Source organism: Acinetobacter junii (assembly GCF_018336855.1).
In the GTDB taxonomy this organism is placed as follows: domain Bacteria; phylum Pseudomonadota; class Gammaproteobacteria; order Pseudomonadales; family Moraxellaceae; genus Acinetobacter; species Acinetobacter junii.
In genome coordinates this window covers 1980856-1999063 of record NZ_CP059558.1, presented here as the reverse complement: position 1 = coordinate 1999063, position 18208 = coordinate 1980856, and the positions used below count along the sequence as shown (strand labels likewise).

The window sequence follows — 18208 nt, the reverse complement described above, 5'->3', positions numbered from 1 at the left end:
TTTACTAATTTTTGGATCGTATTTTCTATATTCACCAGTGATGTATCGGTAAAAACATACTATGACAATAGCAAAACTGAATGCCCGTGATTTGATTGTTGATCTCCTGTTGGGGTTACAAGGACGAGAAATTTCAATCAAACAGATCATCATTGCAGCTCGACTTTTTGAGATTAGTGAAAATAGCATCAGGGTTGCTGTGACTCGATTATCGAGTGAAGGAGTCATTGAGGCGATTGAGCGCGGCGTCTATCAGTTTACCAATCAGTCACGTGAGTGGGCTGATGTGATGTTAAATCGAAAAAATGGTATTAAACAAACCAAACCATGGAATCAGCAATTTATCGGTGTATTTACAGGGGCTTTGGGAAGAGTCGATCGAACGGCTTTGCATAGAAGAGAACGCGCTTTGAAACATTTGGGATTCAAAGAGTTAGAGCAAGGCATTTATATTCGCCCAGACAATTTAGCAATTTCTTTTGAGCAGCTTGTTACTGAACTACATGCTACGGGTCTGGAACAAAGTGCAAAAGTGTGTGCGATCCAGTTTTTCGATGCAGGAACTATAAAGATAATAACTGAACTATGGTCCACCAAGACATTAAATCAAAATTATCAAAAATACGCTCAAATGATTGAACAATGGCTAGAAACAGCGAATGATTTGGATTTAGATATCGCAACGAAAGAATCTTTATTACTTGGTCGGCAAACAATTTCACAATTAATGAATGATCCATTGTTACCAGAAGATTTTGTTGACGTAAAATTACGCGATCAATTTGCTCAAAGTGTTCAGAGGCTGGATCAAATAGGTTTAGAACTATGGCGAAGATTTTATGAACAGCAAGATGAATAGTTAATTTAAAATATTACTAATAATTTAATTATATTTTGTTGACAGAAATATTACATGTTTTAAAATAAAAATATAAGTTGTGTAGTTTTAAAATTAAAAAAATATGGGATAAGGATATGAATAAGCGTGTTGCTATTAGTGATCTATTCACAAGAGACGAAATCAGTGAGCTAACAAGTAAATCAGATTTACATGGGGGCTGGGCTGTTTTCTCAACTTGGGCTGTGATTGGCGGTACCTTTGCTGCAGTAGCCAGCTTCTGGGACTATGTGCCAGCTTGGGGTAAATTATTATTATGTATTGCAGCTCTAATCATTCTTGCTGGTAGGCAATTAGCGCTGGCTATTCTTATGCATGATGCTTCGCATCAAAGTTTATTTAAAACTAAGTGGTTGAATGACACATTAACTGATTGGTTATGTGCTCGTCCGATTTGGAATGATTTACATAAATATCGAGCTCATCATATACGTCATCACAGTAAAACCTCTACTGTTGATGATCCTGATCTAACATTGGTTTCGGGCTTTCCAACTTCCAAAAAATCATTAATGCGCAAATTTATTCGGGATTTATCTGGTTTAACGGGAATTAAATTTGCGATTGGACGAGTGTTGATGGATATTGAGAAGATGGAATGGACAGTTTCAAATGATCGCCGTTGGATTCCTCAAGATGGACGACATTGGAGCGATTATGCAAAAACATTTATAAAAAATAGTGGTGGAGCGATAGCCATTAACGCAGCTATTTTCGGAGCATTGTGGGCTTCAGGTCATCCTAAATTGTATGCATTGTGGGTCTTGGCATATCTCACCCCATTTCCTTTGTTTCTCCGTGTCCGTTCAATGGCTGAACATGCAGGAATGCCAACAAGTAATAGTGCTTTAACAAATACTCGTACAACTAAAGCTGGATATTTAGCACGTGCATTAGTCGCGCCAATACATGTGAATTATCATAAAGAACATCATCTTATGGCTGCTGTTCCGTATTTTAAATTACCGAAAATGCATCAGATGTTACGTGAGCGCGGACATGTAGAAGAACCGCCAACGTATTGGCAAGTTTTACATGAACTATCTAACCAAGCTGATTAATTCAAGAATAGAAGAATAGATATGCTATTAGCAAAAGAACAGATCATTAGTTTTTTAGCCCAAGAGTTTCCACAAGCACTAGAAAAAACATCAATTGTTGAGATTACCCCAAAAGGTGCAGAGCTATTATATCGTGTCGATCAAAGTGACTTACGTCCCGGACAAACTGTGTCTGGGCCAACATTGATGCTTGTAGCTGATTTTGCATTGTATGTTGCGATTTTAGGTGACTTGGGATTGGTGGCCATGGCAGTCACAACCAATATGACGATTAACTTTTTCCGCAAACCAAACGGAATGCAAAATATTAAAGCTGTTTGTAAATTGATTAAAGTCGGCAAAACCTTGGTGACTGGTGAGGTATGGTTGTATTCAGTTGGAGACGATGAGCCTGTTGCTCATGTTATCGGTACATATGCAATTCCAAAGCAATAAAAAATTTTAGAAATAACAACGAATAGAGCAGCAAAACATAACAACAATTCAGTATGAGAATTGGTAAGAACATGCTAAAACTAAGTTTGTTCAAATTTATTTGTTCTTACCATTTTTACTTATATGCCCATAGAACTCGACTTGATACCTCTATCTCAGATTTCGCTTGATCACGAGCAGCTTTTAGCGATTAAGCGAAATGATCTATTGCCTTTGATGGATGATCCTCATAGTTTGAATGCCTATGCCGATCATTTAGTTCAAGCTCAAAGTGTTTTATTGAATGGTGTTGATCCTAAATTAAATCAACAGTTAAGTGCGGTTATCTCACAGATTATTCAACAGCTGTCACTCTCAAAAAAGTATCTACGTGGTCGTCGATTCAATGCATTGCAAAAATGGCTCGGCATTGATGTGGAGTATGATGCAGGTCAGGTCAAATATTTAAAAGACCTTGATCGCTTAATTGATGAAGCAAATCATTTAAGTCAAAAACTGCAAATAGAAATACAGAAGTCACAATCACGAATACAGAAGGTATTGGGCTTACGAGAACAAATGGCAGTCTATATTAGCGCAGCTCAAGAGTTTTTGAATGAATATCCTGAGTTTAGTCGCCAAAAAACTTTAGATCATTTTCTTGAGCGATTGTCTAAAAAAGTGAATACCTTACAAACTTTACAAACGAGTAATGATATTGCGATCAAACAAATGCAGTTATCTCAGCATTTATCTTTTAGTTTATTAGATCGATTTAAAGAAGCTCAGCAAGTTTTGATTCCAGCATGGCAATATCATTTACAGCAAAGTCGTCACTCAAATTCAAGCATCACTGTTGAAAAATTGGATAAAAGTCGAGAAGATTTGATTCAAAATCTTAAAAAATCATTAGAGAAATAAGAGGGGAAAAGTATGTCAGGTTCAGAATTGACTCAAGCGTCAACTCAAGTCGAATTAAAACAAGAGGAACGCTTTGAACAATTGAATTTAAAAGAGCTAGGATTGCAACCGCATGATTTTGCGGAGGTGATGGATGCACATAAGGAACTCGCTGAGATAAGCACAACTGTTGTAGCTGAATATGGAAAAAATATTGCCAATAAAACATCGACTTATACAGATGAGTTGCTTGATCTCGTTCAAAATAAAGATTTAGATGCAACAGGGCAAAAATTAAATCAGGTCGTTCAGGTTGCTCAGCAATTAAATACTTCGAGTATTTTGAATAAGTCTAAAAGTTCAGGATTTTTTGGTGGTTTACTTAGTAAATTTAAAAGCGCAAAGCAAAGTTTTGATCAGCATTTTAATACGACCAAAGAACAGATTGATGTTTTAGTCAAAGAAATTGAGAGTTCACAATCTGGTTTGAAAGCACGTGTTGGAACTCTAGACAAAATGTTTGATGCTGTGCAGGAAGAGTATAAACAATTGGGTGTCTATATCGCAGCAGGACAACTGAAGCAACAAGATATTCAACAGCAAATTGCGACATTGACTAATCAAGAGCAAGATCAGCAGACCACGCAACAAATTTATGATCTTAATCATTTAGCGAATAATCTTGAAAAAAGAGTGAGTGATCTACAAGTACTGCAACAATCTGCAATGCAAACTCTACCCATGATTCGTATTATTCAATCTAATAATTTGATGTTGGTTGATAAATTCTATGCAATAAAAAATATTACATTGCCAGCTTGGAAGAATCAGATTAGTTTAGCGATTTCATTGCAAGAACAGAAAAATAGTGTGCAATTAGCGAAAGCGATTGATGACACGACCAATGATTTACTTCGTCGAAATGCGGAATTATTGCATCAAAACTCAGTTGATACTGCAAAGGCGAATCAACGTTCAGTGATTGATGTTGAAACACTTGAACATGTTCAAAACACCCTCATTAAAACAGTAAATGATGTAATTCAAATCCAGAAAGAAGGAATGCAAAAAAGAGCTGAAGCAACAACGCGTTTGCGTGCATTGCAAGAAAGTCTTAATCATCTTGTTCTGGAAAATAGTGGGCAAACGCCTAAATCTTAAAATTTATTATGAAAGGAAAGATCATTGTCACCCATAAATGATTTAAGTGTGGAACCTATTGATCAGCGTTTACAAGTGTTGAAAAAACGCCAACGCAATATAGTCATTGGGCTTGCTGTAAGTATAGTCTTGATGGTTTTAACTATTGCGGCATTCTTTCTACAAAAAGAATTTATTTATCGGTTTTTTGATCTTTCATTGCATGTTCAGAGTTTAGATTTACCATATCAAGTACAAGATTTGGTACCTTTTAAACAACCTGTGGATTATTTTTTTAATCTTCTTTCTTGGTTTGGTTGGCTGTTTCTGAAAGTCCTTGTTTCCTTTGTTGGTGCATTTCTAATTGTGCGTTGGGTGAAGAAATTTAAGTTCTTCCAACAGAGATTTCAAGCTTGGACGCAGCGATTTTTGGCATGGATCATTTCGTTTATATTGCTATGGTCAGGATTAAGCTATATTCAATACGACTGGAAGAACGAAACAGATGAAGCTTATCAGCGTTGGATGAGCTATCAAACAAATATTGTCGAAAGCCAAATTGCTCAAGATTTACAAGATATAAATATTTCTCAAACAGAAAAAGCTTATGTCTTAGCTCAGGTTGCTTTGTTACATGATCCGATTGATCGCAAAACTGCAAATATTTATGTCAATCAATTGATCGAAGCTGAGAAAAAGGCTCCCACTGCATTTAGTAAATATGATTTTAAGCCTGAACAATTGTGGGTAATGCAACAACAGCTGTATGGAAAAAGTATTACTTTGATTACTCAACCGCTAGATATCCAAGCGCAGCAAGCAGAAAAAATTTCAAAGTACGTGAATTTCTTTTTGTTGGTCTTTCTAATTATCAATCTCGCAATGAGTGTGGTTTTGTACATGCTAGCTAAGCATTTTAAAAACCGTCGATATCGAATTACGCAGAAACTTGATCTATAAGTTTGTTATGTTCGGTTTGTTCGATTGATATTATGAAAACAACCTGTTTTACCTATTTAAATAATTTGCGTACTATAGCCCCATTGAAAGAATTTAGCTGATTGAATTGCTGAGAATTTGGAGAAATACATGTTAGATCAAAATATTAAAACTCAATTAAAAGCTTACTTAGAACGTTTAGAAAGTCCAATCGAGTTAGTGGCTGCTTTAGATGAATCCGATAAAGCTGCAAAAATTAAAGAACTCGTGACCGAAATTGCTGAACTTTCTGATCAAGTTACGGCGCGTTTTGACGGTTCAAACGCTCGCCGTCCTAGCTTCGGTGTGGCTAAAGCAGGTGAACAACCGCGTGTGTTCTTCGCTGGTTTACCAATGGGACATGAGTTCACCTCTTTGATCTTGGCATTGTTACAAGTTTCAGGTTATGCACCTAAAGTGTCTGATGAGGTGTTAAATCAGATTAAAGGTTTGAACTTAACATCAAACTTTGATGTGTTTGTATCGTTGAGTTGTCACAACTGTCCAGATGTAGTTCAAGCGTTGAACTTGATTGCGATCTATAACCCTGATGCAACTGCGACCATGATTGATGGTGGTTTCTTCCAAGAAGAAGTTGAAGAACGCAAAATCTTGGCAGTCCCAATGTTGTTCCAAGACAATGAACATATTGGTCAGGGCCGTATGACTTTGGAAGAAATCATCGCGAAGTTAGATAGCAACTCAGCAGAGAAAGATGCAGCTCTTCTCAATGCGAAAGATGCTTTTGATGTATTGGTGATTGGTGGTGGTCCTGCAGGCGGTACAGCAGCAATCTATGCAGCGCGTAAAGGGATCAAAACAGGGATTGTGGCTGAACGTTTTGGCGGTCAAGTCATGGATACCATGGATATTGAAAACTTTACCACGATCCAAAAAACAGTTGGTCCTAAGTTTGCTCAAGATATGGAAGCGCATGTTCGTGAATATGGCGTGGACATCATGAACTTACAAAGAGTCAGCAAAATCACAGGTGCAGACCAAACGGCGAATGGCTTGGTTGAAGTTGAACTAGAAAATGGTGCTAAGCTTGAGTCTAAGACCATCATTCTTTCAACAGGTGCTCGTTGGAGAGAAATGAATGTTCCTGGTGAAGCTGAATACCGTACACGTGGTGTTGCGTACTGCCCACACTGTGATGGTCCATTATTTAAAGGTAAACGAGTTGCAGTGATTGGTGGAGGTAACTCGGGTGTAGAAGCTGCGATTGATTTAGCAGGGATTGTTGAGCATGTGACTTTGGTTGAGTTTGATACCAAACTTCGTGCTGACCAAGTCTTACAGGATAAGTTAAATAGCTTGCCGAATACCACCGTTATCACCAATGCCTTGAGTACTGAAGTGGTTGGTGATGGTTCACAAGTGACAGCATTGAAGTATAAAGATCGTGCGACCGATGTAGAACACACAGTAGAACTTGCGGGAATCTTTGTACAAATTGGTTTATTGCCAAATACGGATTTCCTAAAGAACAGTGCAGTTGAACTCAGCAATCGTGGTGAGATTGTGATTAACGATCGTAATGAAACCAATGTACAGGGTGTATTTGCTGCAGGTGACTGTACGACAGTACCATACAAGCAAATCATCATCGCAACAGGCGAAGGTGCGAAAGCAGCATTATCTGCCTTTGATTACATGATTCGTTCTACGAACTAATTAGAACTTGTAACAAAAAAGCCCAAAGTTAACTTTGGGCTTTTTATTTAGTTTTGCGGTTTATACAAACCGTGTTCAACCAGATGTTGTCGTAAAATTCGTCTTAATTCCAAGACTGCTTCGGGAGTTTCTTGAATTGAATGACCACCTGTAATAATTTTTTCAGAAACAGCTCCATCTAGGTGAGCACTTTTATACGGAACTATTCCATCTGTCATGATGTTAGGATCTTGGCTCTTTGTGATATTTCCCATGATGGAATGAAACAGTAGACCTTTTTGTGGAGGAATATCAGCTGTTAACTCCATAAATTTGGATTTTTTACTTAGATCACTTGGACCATTCTGAATAACATCATTAGTAAGTGTTTTTACAAAGTCTTTAAGCTCAACATCATTACTTGTTAAAGTATCTGCCAGTGTTGTGAGAAATGTGGTCGGTAGTTTAATGATTTTTCGTGCTGCGAGAGTAAACCAACGATCAGCGTAATCTGTACCTTTATGCGGTGCTGCAAGAAAAATCGCACGATCAAAATTAGATATAGGTTGCATTTTTAGTCGCTCACCAATTACGGGGTGCTTGCGTAAACGAGTTTGCTGACGACTACTCATCATCACTAATGCTTCTTTTGATATATCAGCATTGCTCACTAAAAGACGACTGATAATACCACCCATACTATGTCCAATGAGAACAGCATCTTTTGCTGCAGCATCTTGCAAATTCACCGAGCCAAATGCTTGTTTAAGTAGAGCATATATTTGAAAACGACTTTCTAAGATTGGCATATTGGTTGAATAAAAAACTTGCCAGACTTGATAATGTTCACGAAGTACAGGATCACCCATAATATCGTTTGTTACCGCAATCCATGCTTCAGGACTACTAGCTAAACCATGAACCAATACGATTACTTTTTTATTAGGATTGTAAGGTTCCAGCATATATAAATGCGGCATGGTTAGGTGTTGATCACGATCAATTAAAGTTAAGTAAGCTGCTGCACCTAAATTATTTTCAGACAACCATAAACCATATGGAGCAGAGAAATTTGCAGCCAATGAATAAGGTTTTCCAGCGATATTAACTTTTTCAACGCTATATGGATCGTAAACTTTAATCTCAAATTCTGGGCTATTTAACACTTCATCTGCTGTTGCAGCGGCGCGTTTAGGTTGAGCAATAATAGTCGCAGCTAAATAACGAGCTTTGTGAATATTCGGATTTGTACCTTTAGGGTAGTTGTAGTTGAGAGGATCTAAAATATATTTATTTTCAAACTTATTAGCTGTGTCAGCAGGGAATACTGCTACAAAATCAGAACCAAAACCATCGCGTCGGTTAATTGCTCTTAATCCAGAGAAGTTCATGTTATAGCTAGAGACAAATTTTTCTAGCTTCATATTCTGTAAACGTTGATAAGCTTGGATATCAATCGTATACGTACTTTTCCCAATTTTAATAGTCGGTGCGAGGTCTTTGGATGGATTTCTTAGACTATGAATATTGACCAGTTGAGTTAATGCTTGGTTGTAAAAGTCACGAATTTGTACTTGGCGGTTATCAAAAAGTCGTTCTTGTGGTGCGCGACTGGTTTTAAATAGATAAGCATAGCTATAGCGAATACTTTTATCTAAAGCTTCTAATTGTTGATCTAAGCACTGCTCATAATTTTTCTGAATATTCTTTTGTTCTTCCTCAGATTTGTGTTTGCTTAGTTTACTTATTTTGCATTCTGATGAGTCCGCTAGAGCTTTGGATTTCGCTAGAAATAATTCACTGCTAGTCGATAAGAGCTGTTCATCTAAGATTTGAGGAATCTTATGTAAATCCGCAATGCACTCATCAGCAGATTGCATGCAATACTTTGCTTCTTTACCTGACATCGATAAAACATTGAGACTTGCTTCGCTGAGTCTTTTTTGAGTCAGGATACTATTTCTCTCATTAGCAATTGTGACATCAATGGCTTGCTGTTTTAAGCTTACAACTTGGCAACCACTCATGACGACTGTACTGAGTAGCGTTATTGCAAATAGGCGATGTGAAGAATTAAATGCACGCATTAGGGTTTCAGTAAATTGAGAGCAGGATTACCGCTATAATACGAAAAAAGGATGCATTTTCAATCAACATAAAAAAATAGACCGTATAAAACGGCCTATTTTTACAAAAAAGAGAGTAATTTAGTTAAGAACTTGCCACATGTTCCAACGTTTTCCTGATTCAACTTCTTGAATCAAACGGTCAACTACTTCTGCTTCGTCAGGATAATTAATTTTGTAATTTTTGAGCGTTTGAAGCGCATTTTTCTTCTGTTCAAGCCATAAGAAATTGTTTGCAGCAGAAAGATATGCCTCTTGCACTCCACCTTTAATCGCTTTATCTAGGTATGGAATCGCTTCACGTTGTCCACCACCTTCTGATAATCCAAAACCGAACCAAAAATTGGTTTCAGGATCGTTAGGGTTAATCGCTAAAATTCGTTGAGCATAAGTTAAAGACTTAGATGTGTAAGCTGTACCCAAGTCAAGGTTGCGAGCCATTACACTGGCTTTAAATGCACGGGTCAAAATATCCATAGATGCATTTGGTTTCTCAGCGAGAGCATCTAGTTTGTGTGTGATTTCTTTTAACTTTACTTCATATCCTTTGCGTTCTTGGCGTTCAGTAAATCGAGGAGGGTAATGACGTGCTTTTCCTTCAACTAGTTGTAAGAAGTCATCAATTTCCGTTACATCAATTTCATTTTCGCCTGCAAGAACCGCATATTTCATCCGTCTTTCAGAACTATCAATTGTTGGGACAATCAATTTATTAATATCTAAAGTTGCAGATTTTGTTGGGTCATTTTGCAAAGAAACAACCATCTTTGTCACTGGTTGTGTAGAGGCATCTTTGATGGCAACTTCAAAGCTTGGTGGTGCATCATATTTGATTGGATTTAAAGCATAGAATGGTGGTGTCGGATCTGGTTCTTTGAACACAAATGGTTCAACAATCTTCTCTTTTTTGGTCGGCGCAATACCACATGCGGTTAAAAATGTGGTTGAAATTACAAGTAATGCCAAAGGCTTAAAATTCATGCTTTACATCCATTAATTTTAGTAAAATGAGAAGTAGTTCGTTGGTTTTACCAGTCTAGGAAAAGCAAAACCAACTTGCAATGAAAAGCTTGTTACATTTCTTATAAATTATATTATGTTGTTGATGTTTTGCTTTGTGCTTCACACTCTCTTCTAACTTCTTCAATAATCTTAAGTTCTTCTTTACTCAATGGTTGATTTTTACCACCTTGAGGTTTGAATGTTGGGTCAAGCTCAGATAGACGCTGACATAGAATATTCATACGCTTTTCATTTTTCTGCATACGATCTAATAATACGCGTATGCCTTCTAAAATAGGATCTGATTGATCTTGAGTTGTTGCATAAGGTTGGAAACCGATGCTTTCTGCATAGTCGCGACGGTTTGCTTCATCTTGCTCAACTTGATTTTTATCTTTAAAGATATAACGTGCTGGGTTACCTACAGCGGTAACTCCTTCAGGAACTTCTTTGGTCACTACAGCATTTGAACCAACTTTCGCCCCTTTATGGACAGTAAATGGTCCTAATATCTTAGCTCCAGCGCCAACAACAACACCATCTTCTAAAGTTGGGTGGCGTTTACCTTTATTCCAAGTAGTACCACCAAGCGTAACGCCATGGTACAGGGTGACATCATCACCAATTTCAGCTGTTTCCCCAATCACAACGCCCATGCCGTGATCAATAAAAAAACGTTTTCCAATTTTTGCACCTGGATGGATTTCTATCCCAGTTGCAAATCGACTAAATGACGAGAGCAGGCGAGCTGTACCTTTGTGATCTTTTTTCCAGAGTTCATGTGCTACACGATGCATAATTAATGCATGAATACCAGGATAAGTGGTTAAAACCTCAAGTGTATTTCGAGCCGCAGGGTCACGTGCAAATACAGCTTCAATGTCTTCTTTTAGCTGTTTAATCATGAGAGTGATCCTCCGTCTGTGTTTTTTTCCATGAACCATTGGCTAAAGCTTGTACTCGACTGAAAATACCGCGCAATAAATGATATTCCATACGATCTAATTGTATTCTTCCAAATAAACGACGCAAACGCAAAGGCAATAAACGTGGATTATTTGGATCTAAGAATTCAATTTCAGTTAGCATTTTTTCTAAATGAGGATAGAACTCTTCCATTTGTTTCTGTGTCACCAATGGCTCATCCCATTGCATACTTTGATTTTGCTTTAGCTGCATATGTTCTTGCGGGTCAGTCTGATCAGTGTTTTGCTGATTGAGCTCAAGTGCTGCCATCCTTAATTCATAGCATACCACTTGAATTGCCTGAGCTACATTTAAAACGCCATAACTTGGATTGACTGGAATAGTTAAATGGTAGTTTGCTAATGCTAACTCTTCATTGGTCAGACCACGATCTTCGCGACCAAAGACGATTGCAATATTTTGATCTAAATTGGCTGCTTTTAAACTTTCTTGTGCTGCAGGGCGAACATCAAGCAGAGGCCAAGGAATAGTGCGGCTGCGAGCACTGGTTCCAAACACCAGATGGCAGTCTTCAATTGCTTGTTCCAAAGTATCAACGATTTGTATTTTTTCGATTAAATCTTGGGCGCCAGCGGCTAAAGCATCAATATCAGGATGAGGATAGGTTTTAGGTGCTACCAATACTAATTTAGACAATCCCATCGTTTTCATGGCACGAAGTGCACTACCGATATTGGCAGGGAGAGTCGTATTTACCATAACAATACGAACATGATCCAATTGTTTGGACACGTCATTTTGGTCAAACAGGTTCATAAATGATCCAATTTTTAAGAATATTGAGAAACTTCGGCTTGATACAGATCTAAAGCATCATCTATAGACATATTTGCAGGTGGAGGAGGAACCACACTTACTTTGGGTGTTTCAATGACTTTTGCTGCTTTGGATTTTACTTGATATTCAATATATATCGCATCTTTGCCAAAGTAGTCACGTAATTTACCAAGCAGTTCATCTAAAGGCGCAACTTTCCACTGAGCACCTAAATGCAACTCAGCTGTCGCAAAACTTTGATCGATAAGAAGCTGTATACCGATATGCTGACACATATCTACATTGCAATATGGTAAGAGAATGTTTTGCATATCTTTTGCTAAAGATTTAGTCATGAGATCGTGTGGCATACGTATTTGAATGGATTGAGCACGTTTTTGACGAATTTCATTCAAACTAAATGCTTTACTTAAACGTGCCATTGGGCGGTCAAAGCCTTCACGCTCATAAATCTCGCCTTCGATCACGACGACTTGTTCTAAGCGCACAATATCTTTATATCTTTGAAAACGTTCATGATTGCAACTAACTTCAATCCGTGCAGTACCATCGTCTAAAGTGATCATGATACGGTTTGGAAAGTTTGCTACATCGAGTACCAAACCAGCAAATACCGTGGTTACACCACGACGTGTCGGGGTAACTTCATTCAGTTTTGCAGGAATGAATGCTTTTAATTCTGAACGATATACATCGATTGGATGTCCTGTTAAGTAAAGTCCAAGTGTATCTTTTTCACCTTTTAAACGGACTTCATCTGACCATGGTTTAACAGGTTTAGTTGGTTTACGCTGAACTTCTTCAACTTCACCAAATAAATCCATAATTCCTGTTTCACGATTGCTTCGTGCTTGTTCCGCAGCTTGAACGGCTTCAGGAAGCTGAGCCATAAGACTAGAACGTTCTATTCCTAAACAGTCGAGTGCACCAGCACGAATAAGCGCTTCGAGTGTACGTTTGTTAATTTTTTTCAGATCAATACGATGGCAAAAATCAAACAAATCTTTATATGGTCCATCTTTAATACGTGAATCGATCACAGACTGCATTGCCTGCTCACCAACACCTTTGATTGCACCTAAACCATAGACGATTGTACGCTCATCAATGGCATGGAAATGATACAAGGACATATTTACAGAAGGGGGAAGAACTTCGAGTTTGTTATTACGACAGTCATCAATTAAGAATACGACACTATCCGTATTCTGCATTTCCGATGACATTACCGCTGCCATAAATTCAGCTGGATAATGTGCTTTCAACCATGCAGTATGGTAAGCAACTAAAGCATAAGCGGCCGCATGTGATTTGTTAAAACCGTAACCCGCGAATTTTTCCATATAATCGAAGATATGGTTCGCTGTTGCTTCATCAATATCTTTTTCTGCCGCACCTTTAATAAAGATTTGGCGTTGTTTTACCATTTCTTCAGGTTTTTTCTTACCCATTGCACGGCGTAATAAGTCGGCTCCGCCAAGCGTATAGCCAGCGCAGAACTGTGCTGCCTGCATTACTTGTTCTTGATAAACCATAATCCCATAGGTTGGTTCTAAGACACTTTCAAGCAAAGGATGCAAATATTCGAATTCTCCACCGTGCATACGATGGATAAAGTCTGGAATGAGGTCCATCGGACCAGGACGATACAAGGAAACGAAAGCAATAATCTCTTCGAATTTGCTTGGTCTAGCTTCCTTTAACATCTTTTTCATGCCGACGGATTCAAACTGGAAAACCGCAGTCGTATTTGCCTCAGCAAATACGAGATAAGCATCTTTATCATCTAATGGTACATTAGCGATATTTAGTGGGACATCTGATTGAATTCTTTTATTAATATTTTGAACAGCATCTTCAATTACTGTTAAATTTCGCAGTCCTAAGAAGTCGAATTTAACCAAACCTGCTGCTTCAACATCATCTTTATCATATTGAGCTACACGGTTTGTGCCATCAGGATCACAGATAACGGCCGAGTAATCTGTAATTTTTCCAGGTGCGATGACAACACCACCCGCATGTTTACCTGTGTTACGTGTAATGCCTTCTAATTTGAGCGCCATTTCCCAAATTTCAGCAGCATCATCATGATCAGGGTTTGCAGGGTTGGTGACGATATCTTTTAGTTGTGGTTCAAGCTCTATGGCTTGTTTTAAGTCTACACCCAATGGTTTTGTTGGAACCATTTTGGAGATACGGTCAGCTAAACCATAAGATTTACCTAAGACACGTGCCACGTCACGAATTGCACCTTTTGCAGCCATTGTTCCAAAGGTTGCAATCTGTGAAACTGCTTCACGTCCGTAATTTTGTGCAACATATTCAATAACACGGTCACGACCTGCGATACAGAAATCGACATCAAAGTCAGGCATTGAGACACGTTCAGGATTTAGAAAGCGCTCAAATAATAGGTCGTACCGTAAAGGATCAAGGTCAGTAATTTTTAAACTATATGCAACTAATGAACCTGCACCCGAACCACGCCCTGGTCCCACAGGTACACCATTGTTTTTTGCCCATTGGATAAAGTCCATGACGATAAGGAAGTAACCTGGGAATCCCATCTTGAGGATGATATCGACTTCATATTTGATTCGTTCATCATATGGCTTTCGAATATCAGGCCAATCTTCATCGCGTTCATCAATTGGATATAGATGATTTAAACGTTCTTCTAAACCTTCTCGTGATAAATGTTCGAAATAGGTATCAATGGTATAACCATCAGGAATAGGGAAATCAGGCAAGAAATAGGTACCAAGCTGCAAGGCAACGTTGCAACGTTTAGCAATTTGGTAAGTATTTTCAATCGCACTAGGAATGTCAGAGAATAACTCAGACATTTGTTCTGCTGTTTTAAAGTATTGTTCAGGACTATACGGTTTAGGACGCTTATCATCACCTAATACGTATCCATCTGCGATACAAACACGTGCTTCATGAGCATAAAAATCGTCTTGTTCGATAAAGTGGATATCGTTATGAGCCACTACACCGATTTGGTACTTAGCAGCAAGTTTTACCGCCTCAACAATAAAATCTTCTTCCCCAACACGATCTGTGCGCGTCAAACTAAGATAGACACGATTTCCAAATTTACTAATCCAGTCTTCAAGAAGAGGTTCTGCTTTCTGAGGGTTGGAAGAGCAGAGCATTTTGCCTACATCACTGTGTTGCCCCAATAGAATGATTAAATCTTCTGCTTGTTCTAATACCCATTCTTTTTGAACACAAGGAACACTAAGTTGCTGACCTTCGATGAATCCTCTAGATACTATTTCCGTTAAATTTCGCCAACCTGTATTGCTCATCGCAAGTAAAGTTGCACGATGTTCAGCATCATTCAATCGAATAACACTGCCCATAATAGGCTTAATCCCTTTACCTAAGCATGCACCATAGAATTTAACAGCGGCATGTAGGTTAGAAAGATCAGTAATTGCTAAAGCTGGCATTTCTTCAGCAACAGCAGCTTTGACCAAATCAGGTATGCGAACTATCGATTCTGTAATCGAAAACTCTGTGTGAATACCAAGATGAACAAACTGCATAAATCTATCCTAAACGCGATTGAAGAATATTCTAACACGCTCTGTTTAGGACAGTTGTCTAATATTTTTGCAATAGAATGCTGTTCGGAATGATCTAACCAAGAATAAATAAAAAACGATGCTAATCAGATCAACTGATTAACATCGATTTGGATTTCAGCTTAGCAATTAGTATTGCCAAAAGATTCGCTGAATTTCTTTTGCATCATTAGTTTTTGTCAGTGCTAAAGCAGTCAAAATACGAGCTTTTTGTGGGTTTAGATCATGTCCAGCCACCCAACCGTATTGATCATCAGGTTGTTCTGCATTTCGTAATACAAAACCTTGACCTACGCGAGATGAACGGACAATTTGAATGCCTTGTTCATCATGTAGTTGCTTCAATGTCGGAACAAGATATTTTGCTACCGAACCATTTCCTGTTCCTGCATGAATAATCGCTTTCGTTCCAGCTTTTGCATAAGCAAGATAAGCTTCTGGTGTCATTGAACCTGAACCATATGTGATTTGAACCAACGGAAGTTGATCACCTTTGATGTTTTCAATATTAAATTCGGAGTTGTTAGTATGACGTTTGATACTATTTCTGAACCAATAAGGTTTCCCCTCAACGATTGTACCTAATGCACCCCATTGGCTTATAAATGCATTGGTATGAATGTTAATCCCTTTGGTTGCATCACGCGCAGCAAAAATTGAATCATTCATCACGATGAAAACACCTTTATTTTTGGCTTCTTCAGATGCAGCGATTGCAACGGCACTATAAAGATTGAGTGGACCATCTGCTGAAAGAGCAGTTGATGGACGCATAGAACCAACAAGAACGATAGGTTTTTCAGTGTGAATAACTAGATTTAGAAAAAATGCAGTTTCTTCTAGCGTATCGGAACCGTGAGTAATTACAACGCCATTTACAGATGGTTTTTTAACTAAATCATTGACTTGGCGAGCAAGGGAGAGTAACTCTTTGTCAGTGATATTTTCAGAAGCGATTTGAAGGGCTTGAATACCACTTACATTTGCCAGATCTTTGATTTGAGGAACAGCATTAATTAAACCATCGACTGGAACTTTGGCTGCGGTATATGTCGCACTGTTCGTTGAACTTGCACCCGCACCAGCAATTGTTCCACCTGTTGCTACAACTACGACATTGTTTTTCGCATGTAACGCAACTGATGAAGCAATCAGTGTTAAAGCTAATCCAAATGATTTAACCGTTTTAGTAATCATTAATCACAATCCTGTATTTTAATTTTCCATAGATGTGCTATGTCTACACACGACATGACACTGGAATATTATTCAAATTTTTATAGATCAAAATCATTGGCATTATATTTTTTTCGAGTACATCTAATTTATGTCGAAGCAATGAGAAGTTGGGTTTTAAATTTATAATATTTAATTGCTATTTTAAGGTGTGAAAATCATGAATTTCATATGGTATTTATGACCAAATGGTCAATTTTTAATTTTTCATATGAAGACTTTATGCTTTAGTCGTATTGTCAGAACCATAATTTTCAATACTTGTACTATGGCAAAAAGCAAACATTGATATTTTTTAACACATTTATCCATTTCCCATTATTTTATTTTTCATGTGATATTGGGTGGTGAAAAAACTTGTTCTGAATCATTCACCTCAAAGTGCTACGGTTATAGTGAGCTTTTAAAAGATGGGTTTATTTCATCTAATTGGTAAATTTAAATTTAAGTTTACTTGGATGTTTTTGACGTTAAAATAGAGACCAATAAAAAATTTATCCATGAGAAATTTATAATGAAATTAAAGAATATTGTTCTTTCAATACTATTGAGTAGCAGTGTCACTATTTCGAGTACTGTTTATGCCGAAGATGTTCCGTTTAGCCAAGAACTCGTAGAGCAGGCAAAATCAGGTAATGCTGAAGCACAAAATAATTTAGGTGATGCTTATTACTACGGAAATGATGTTGATCAAGATTTTGGTAAGGCTTTAGAGTGGTTCAAAAAGTCAGCTGCGAAAGGAAATGCAGATGCACTTTTTTCGGTCGGTTACATGTACGACTATGGTGAGGGAACAGAAGAAGATAATCCAACTGCATTAAAATGGTACACACAAGCTGCACAAAAGGGGCAACTGTATGCTCAATACTACCTTGGTTTTCTCTATTTGTATGGAGATGAAGGAGTTGGGGTGAATAGTAAAAAAGGCTTGGAGTGGATGACTAAATCTGCTGATGGAGGATTAGATTTAGCTCAGGCTGAATTAGGTCACTTATATAATGATGGAAGTGATGGAGTCACTCAGGATTTCAAAAAGGCTCTCCATTATTATCAGCTAGCGGTAAAACAAGATGAGCCAACTGCGATCAATAATCTTGGAATTTTCTATCTGGAAGGTAAGGGTAGTATTAAGCAGGATTATAAAGAAGCACTAAGATTATTTACCCTTGCTTCTGAGGCAGATAATGGTTTGGGTTCATCAAATATTGCTTATATATATGAAGAAGGCAAAGGCGTCGCAAAAAACTATAAAAAAGCGGCTGAATATTACGAGCTTGCAGTTGATCAGGGTGAGAATGAGTGTTTGTTGGATTTAGCTCGTATCTATGAAAAAGGTGGTTTTGGTCTGAAACAAGATCTAAAAAAATCTAAAGAATACGAAGCTCAGTGGGATGAAACTCAAAGTTCAGAATACTGATAAAAAATCCCCCTTTACAG

General features: G+C 37.8%; 14 protein-coding genes. 8 read left to right on the top strand and 6 right to left on the bottom strand.

Annotated elements, in window-relative coordinates; all coding sequences use genetic code 11:
* The first annotated feature begins 61 nt into the window (after positions 1–61).
* The 7 genes from H2677_RS09360 (at position 62) to ahpF (ending at position 7068) form a co-directional block, all read left to right on the top strand.
* The gene (locus tag H2677_RS09360; RefSeq protein WP_199955842.1) at positions 62–859 is read left to right on the top strand and encodes a PaaX family transcriptional regulator C-terminal domain-containing protein; all 798 of its coding nucleotides are present in this window, start codon (positions 62–64) and stop codon (positions 857–859) included.
* 116 nt (positions 860–975) lie between these two features.
* Complete coding sequence (locus H2677_RS09355) at positions 976–1959, top strand: fatty acid desaturase family protein (protein WP_212638383.1); 984 nt, start codon at positions 976–978, stop codon at positions 1957–1959.
* A 21-nt stretch (positions 1960–1980) separates the two neighbouring features.
* Positions 1981–2394, top strand: coding sequence for a PaaI family thioesterase (locus H2677_RS09350; protein WP_004911902.1), 414 nt, complete (start codon positions 1981–1983; stop codon positions 2392–2394).
* Between the two features lie 123 nt (positions 2395–2517).
* The gene (locus H2677_RS09345; protein WP_212638382.1) at positions 2518–3294 is read left to right on the top strand and encodes a tellurium resistance protein; all 777 of its coding nucleotides are present in this window, start codon (positions 2518–2520) and stop codon (positions 3292–3294) included.
* A 12-nt stretch (positions 3295–3306) separates the two neighbouring features.
* Positions 3307–4434, top strand: a complete 1128-nt coding sequence (locus H2677_RS09340) for a toxic anion resistance protein (protein ID WP_212638381.1) — start codon at positions 3307–3309, stop codon at positions 4432–4434.
* Between the two features lie 24 nt (positions 4435–4458).
* Positions 4459–5373 (top strand): hypothetical protein, encoded by a 915-nt coding sequence (locus H2677_RS09335; RefSeq protein WP_212638380.1) that lies wholly within the window; start codon positions 4459–4461, stop codon positions 5371–5373.
* A 129-nt stretch (positions 5374–5502) separates the two neighbouring features.
* Positions 5503–7068, top strand: a complete 1566-nt coding sequence (gene ahpF, locus H2677_RS09330) for an alkyl hydroperoxide reductase subunit F (RefSeq protein WP_212638379.1) — start codon at positions 5503–5505, stop codon at positions 7066–7068.
* Between the two features lie 47 nt (positions 7069–7115).
* Here ahpF and H2677_RS09325 read toward each other — a convergent pair whose 3' ends face one another.
* The 6 genes from H2677_RS09325 to H2677_RS09300 all read right to left on the bottom strand — a co-directional run bounded on the left by H2677_RS09325 (position 7116) and on the right by H2677_RS09300 (position 16732).
* Entirely contained in the window at positions 7116–9134 is a 2019-nt protein-coding gene (locus H2677_RS09325) for a lipase family alpha/beta hydrolase (RefSeq protein WP_212638378.1), read from the bottom strand.
* A 120-nt stretch (positions 9135–9254) separates the two neighbouring features.
* Positions 9255–10154 carry an ABUW_2363 family tetratricopeptide repeat lipoprotein gene (locus tag H2677_RS09320; RefSeq protein ID WP_004911875.1) on the bottom strand — a complete coding sequence of 300 codons (900 nt, stop codon included), beginning with the start codon at positions 10152–10154 and terminating at the stop codon, positions 9255–9257.
* Between the two features lie 113 nt (positions 10155–10267).
* A complete protein-coding gene (gene cysE, locus H2677_RS09315; RefSeq protein ID WP_004954858.1) occupies positions 10268–11080 on the bottom strand; it encodes a serine O-acetyltransferase in 813 nt (270 codons plus the stop codon).
* Complete coding sequence (locus tag H2677_RS09310; RefSeq protein ID WP_125299560.1) at positions 11073–11918, bottom strand: RNA methyltransferase; 846 nt, start codon at positions 11916–11918, stop codon at positions 11073–11075. The genes cysE and H2677_RS09310 overlap by 8 nt, the downstream gene beginning before the upstream one ends.
* Before the next feature lie 14 nt (positions 11919–11932).
* Positions 11933–15496 (bottom strand): DNA polymerase III subunit alpha, encoded by a 3564-nt coding sequence (dnaE, locus tag H2677_RS09305; RefSeq protein ID WP_212638377.1) that lies wholly within the window; start codon positions 15494–15496, stop codon positions 11933–11935.
* A gap of 168 nt (positions 15497–15664) precedes the next feature.
* Positions 15665–16732, bottom strand: coding sequence for an asparaginase (locus H2677_RS09300; RefSeq protein ID WP_125299558.1), 1068 nt, complete (start codon positions 16730–16732; stop codon positions 15665–15667).
* Between the two features lie 553 nt (positions 16733–17285).
* Here H2677_RS09300 and H2677_RS09295 point away from each other — a divergent pair.
* Complete coding sequence (locus tag H2677_RS09295) at positions 17286–18188, top strand: SEL1-like repeat protein (protein WP_004954844.1); 903 nt, start codon at positions 17286–17288, stop codon at positions 18186–18188.
* The last annotated feature ends 20 nt before the right edge of the window (positions 18189–18208 follow it).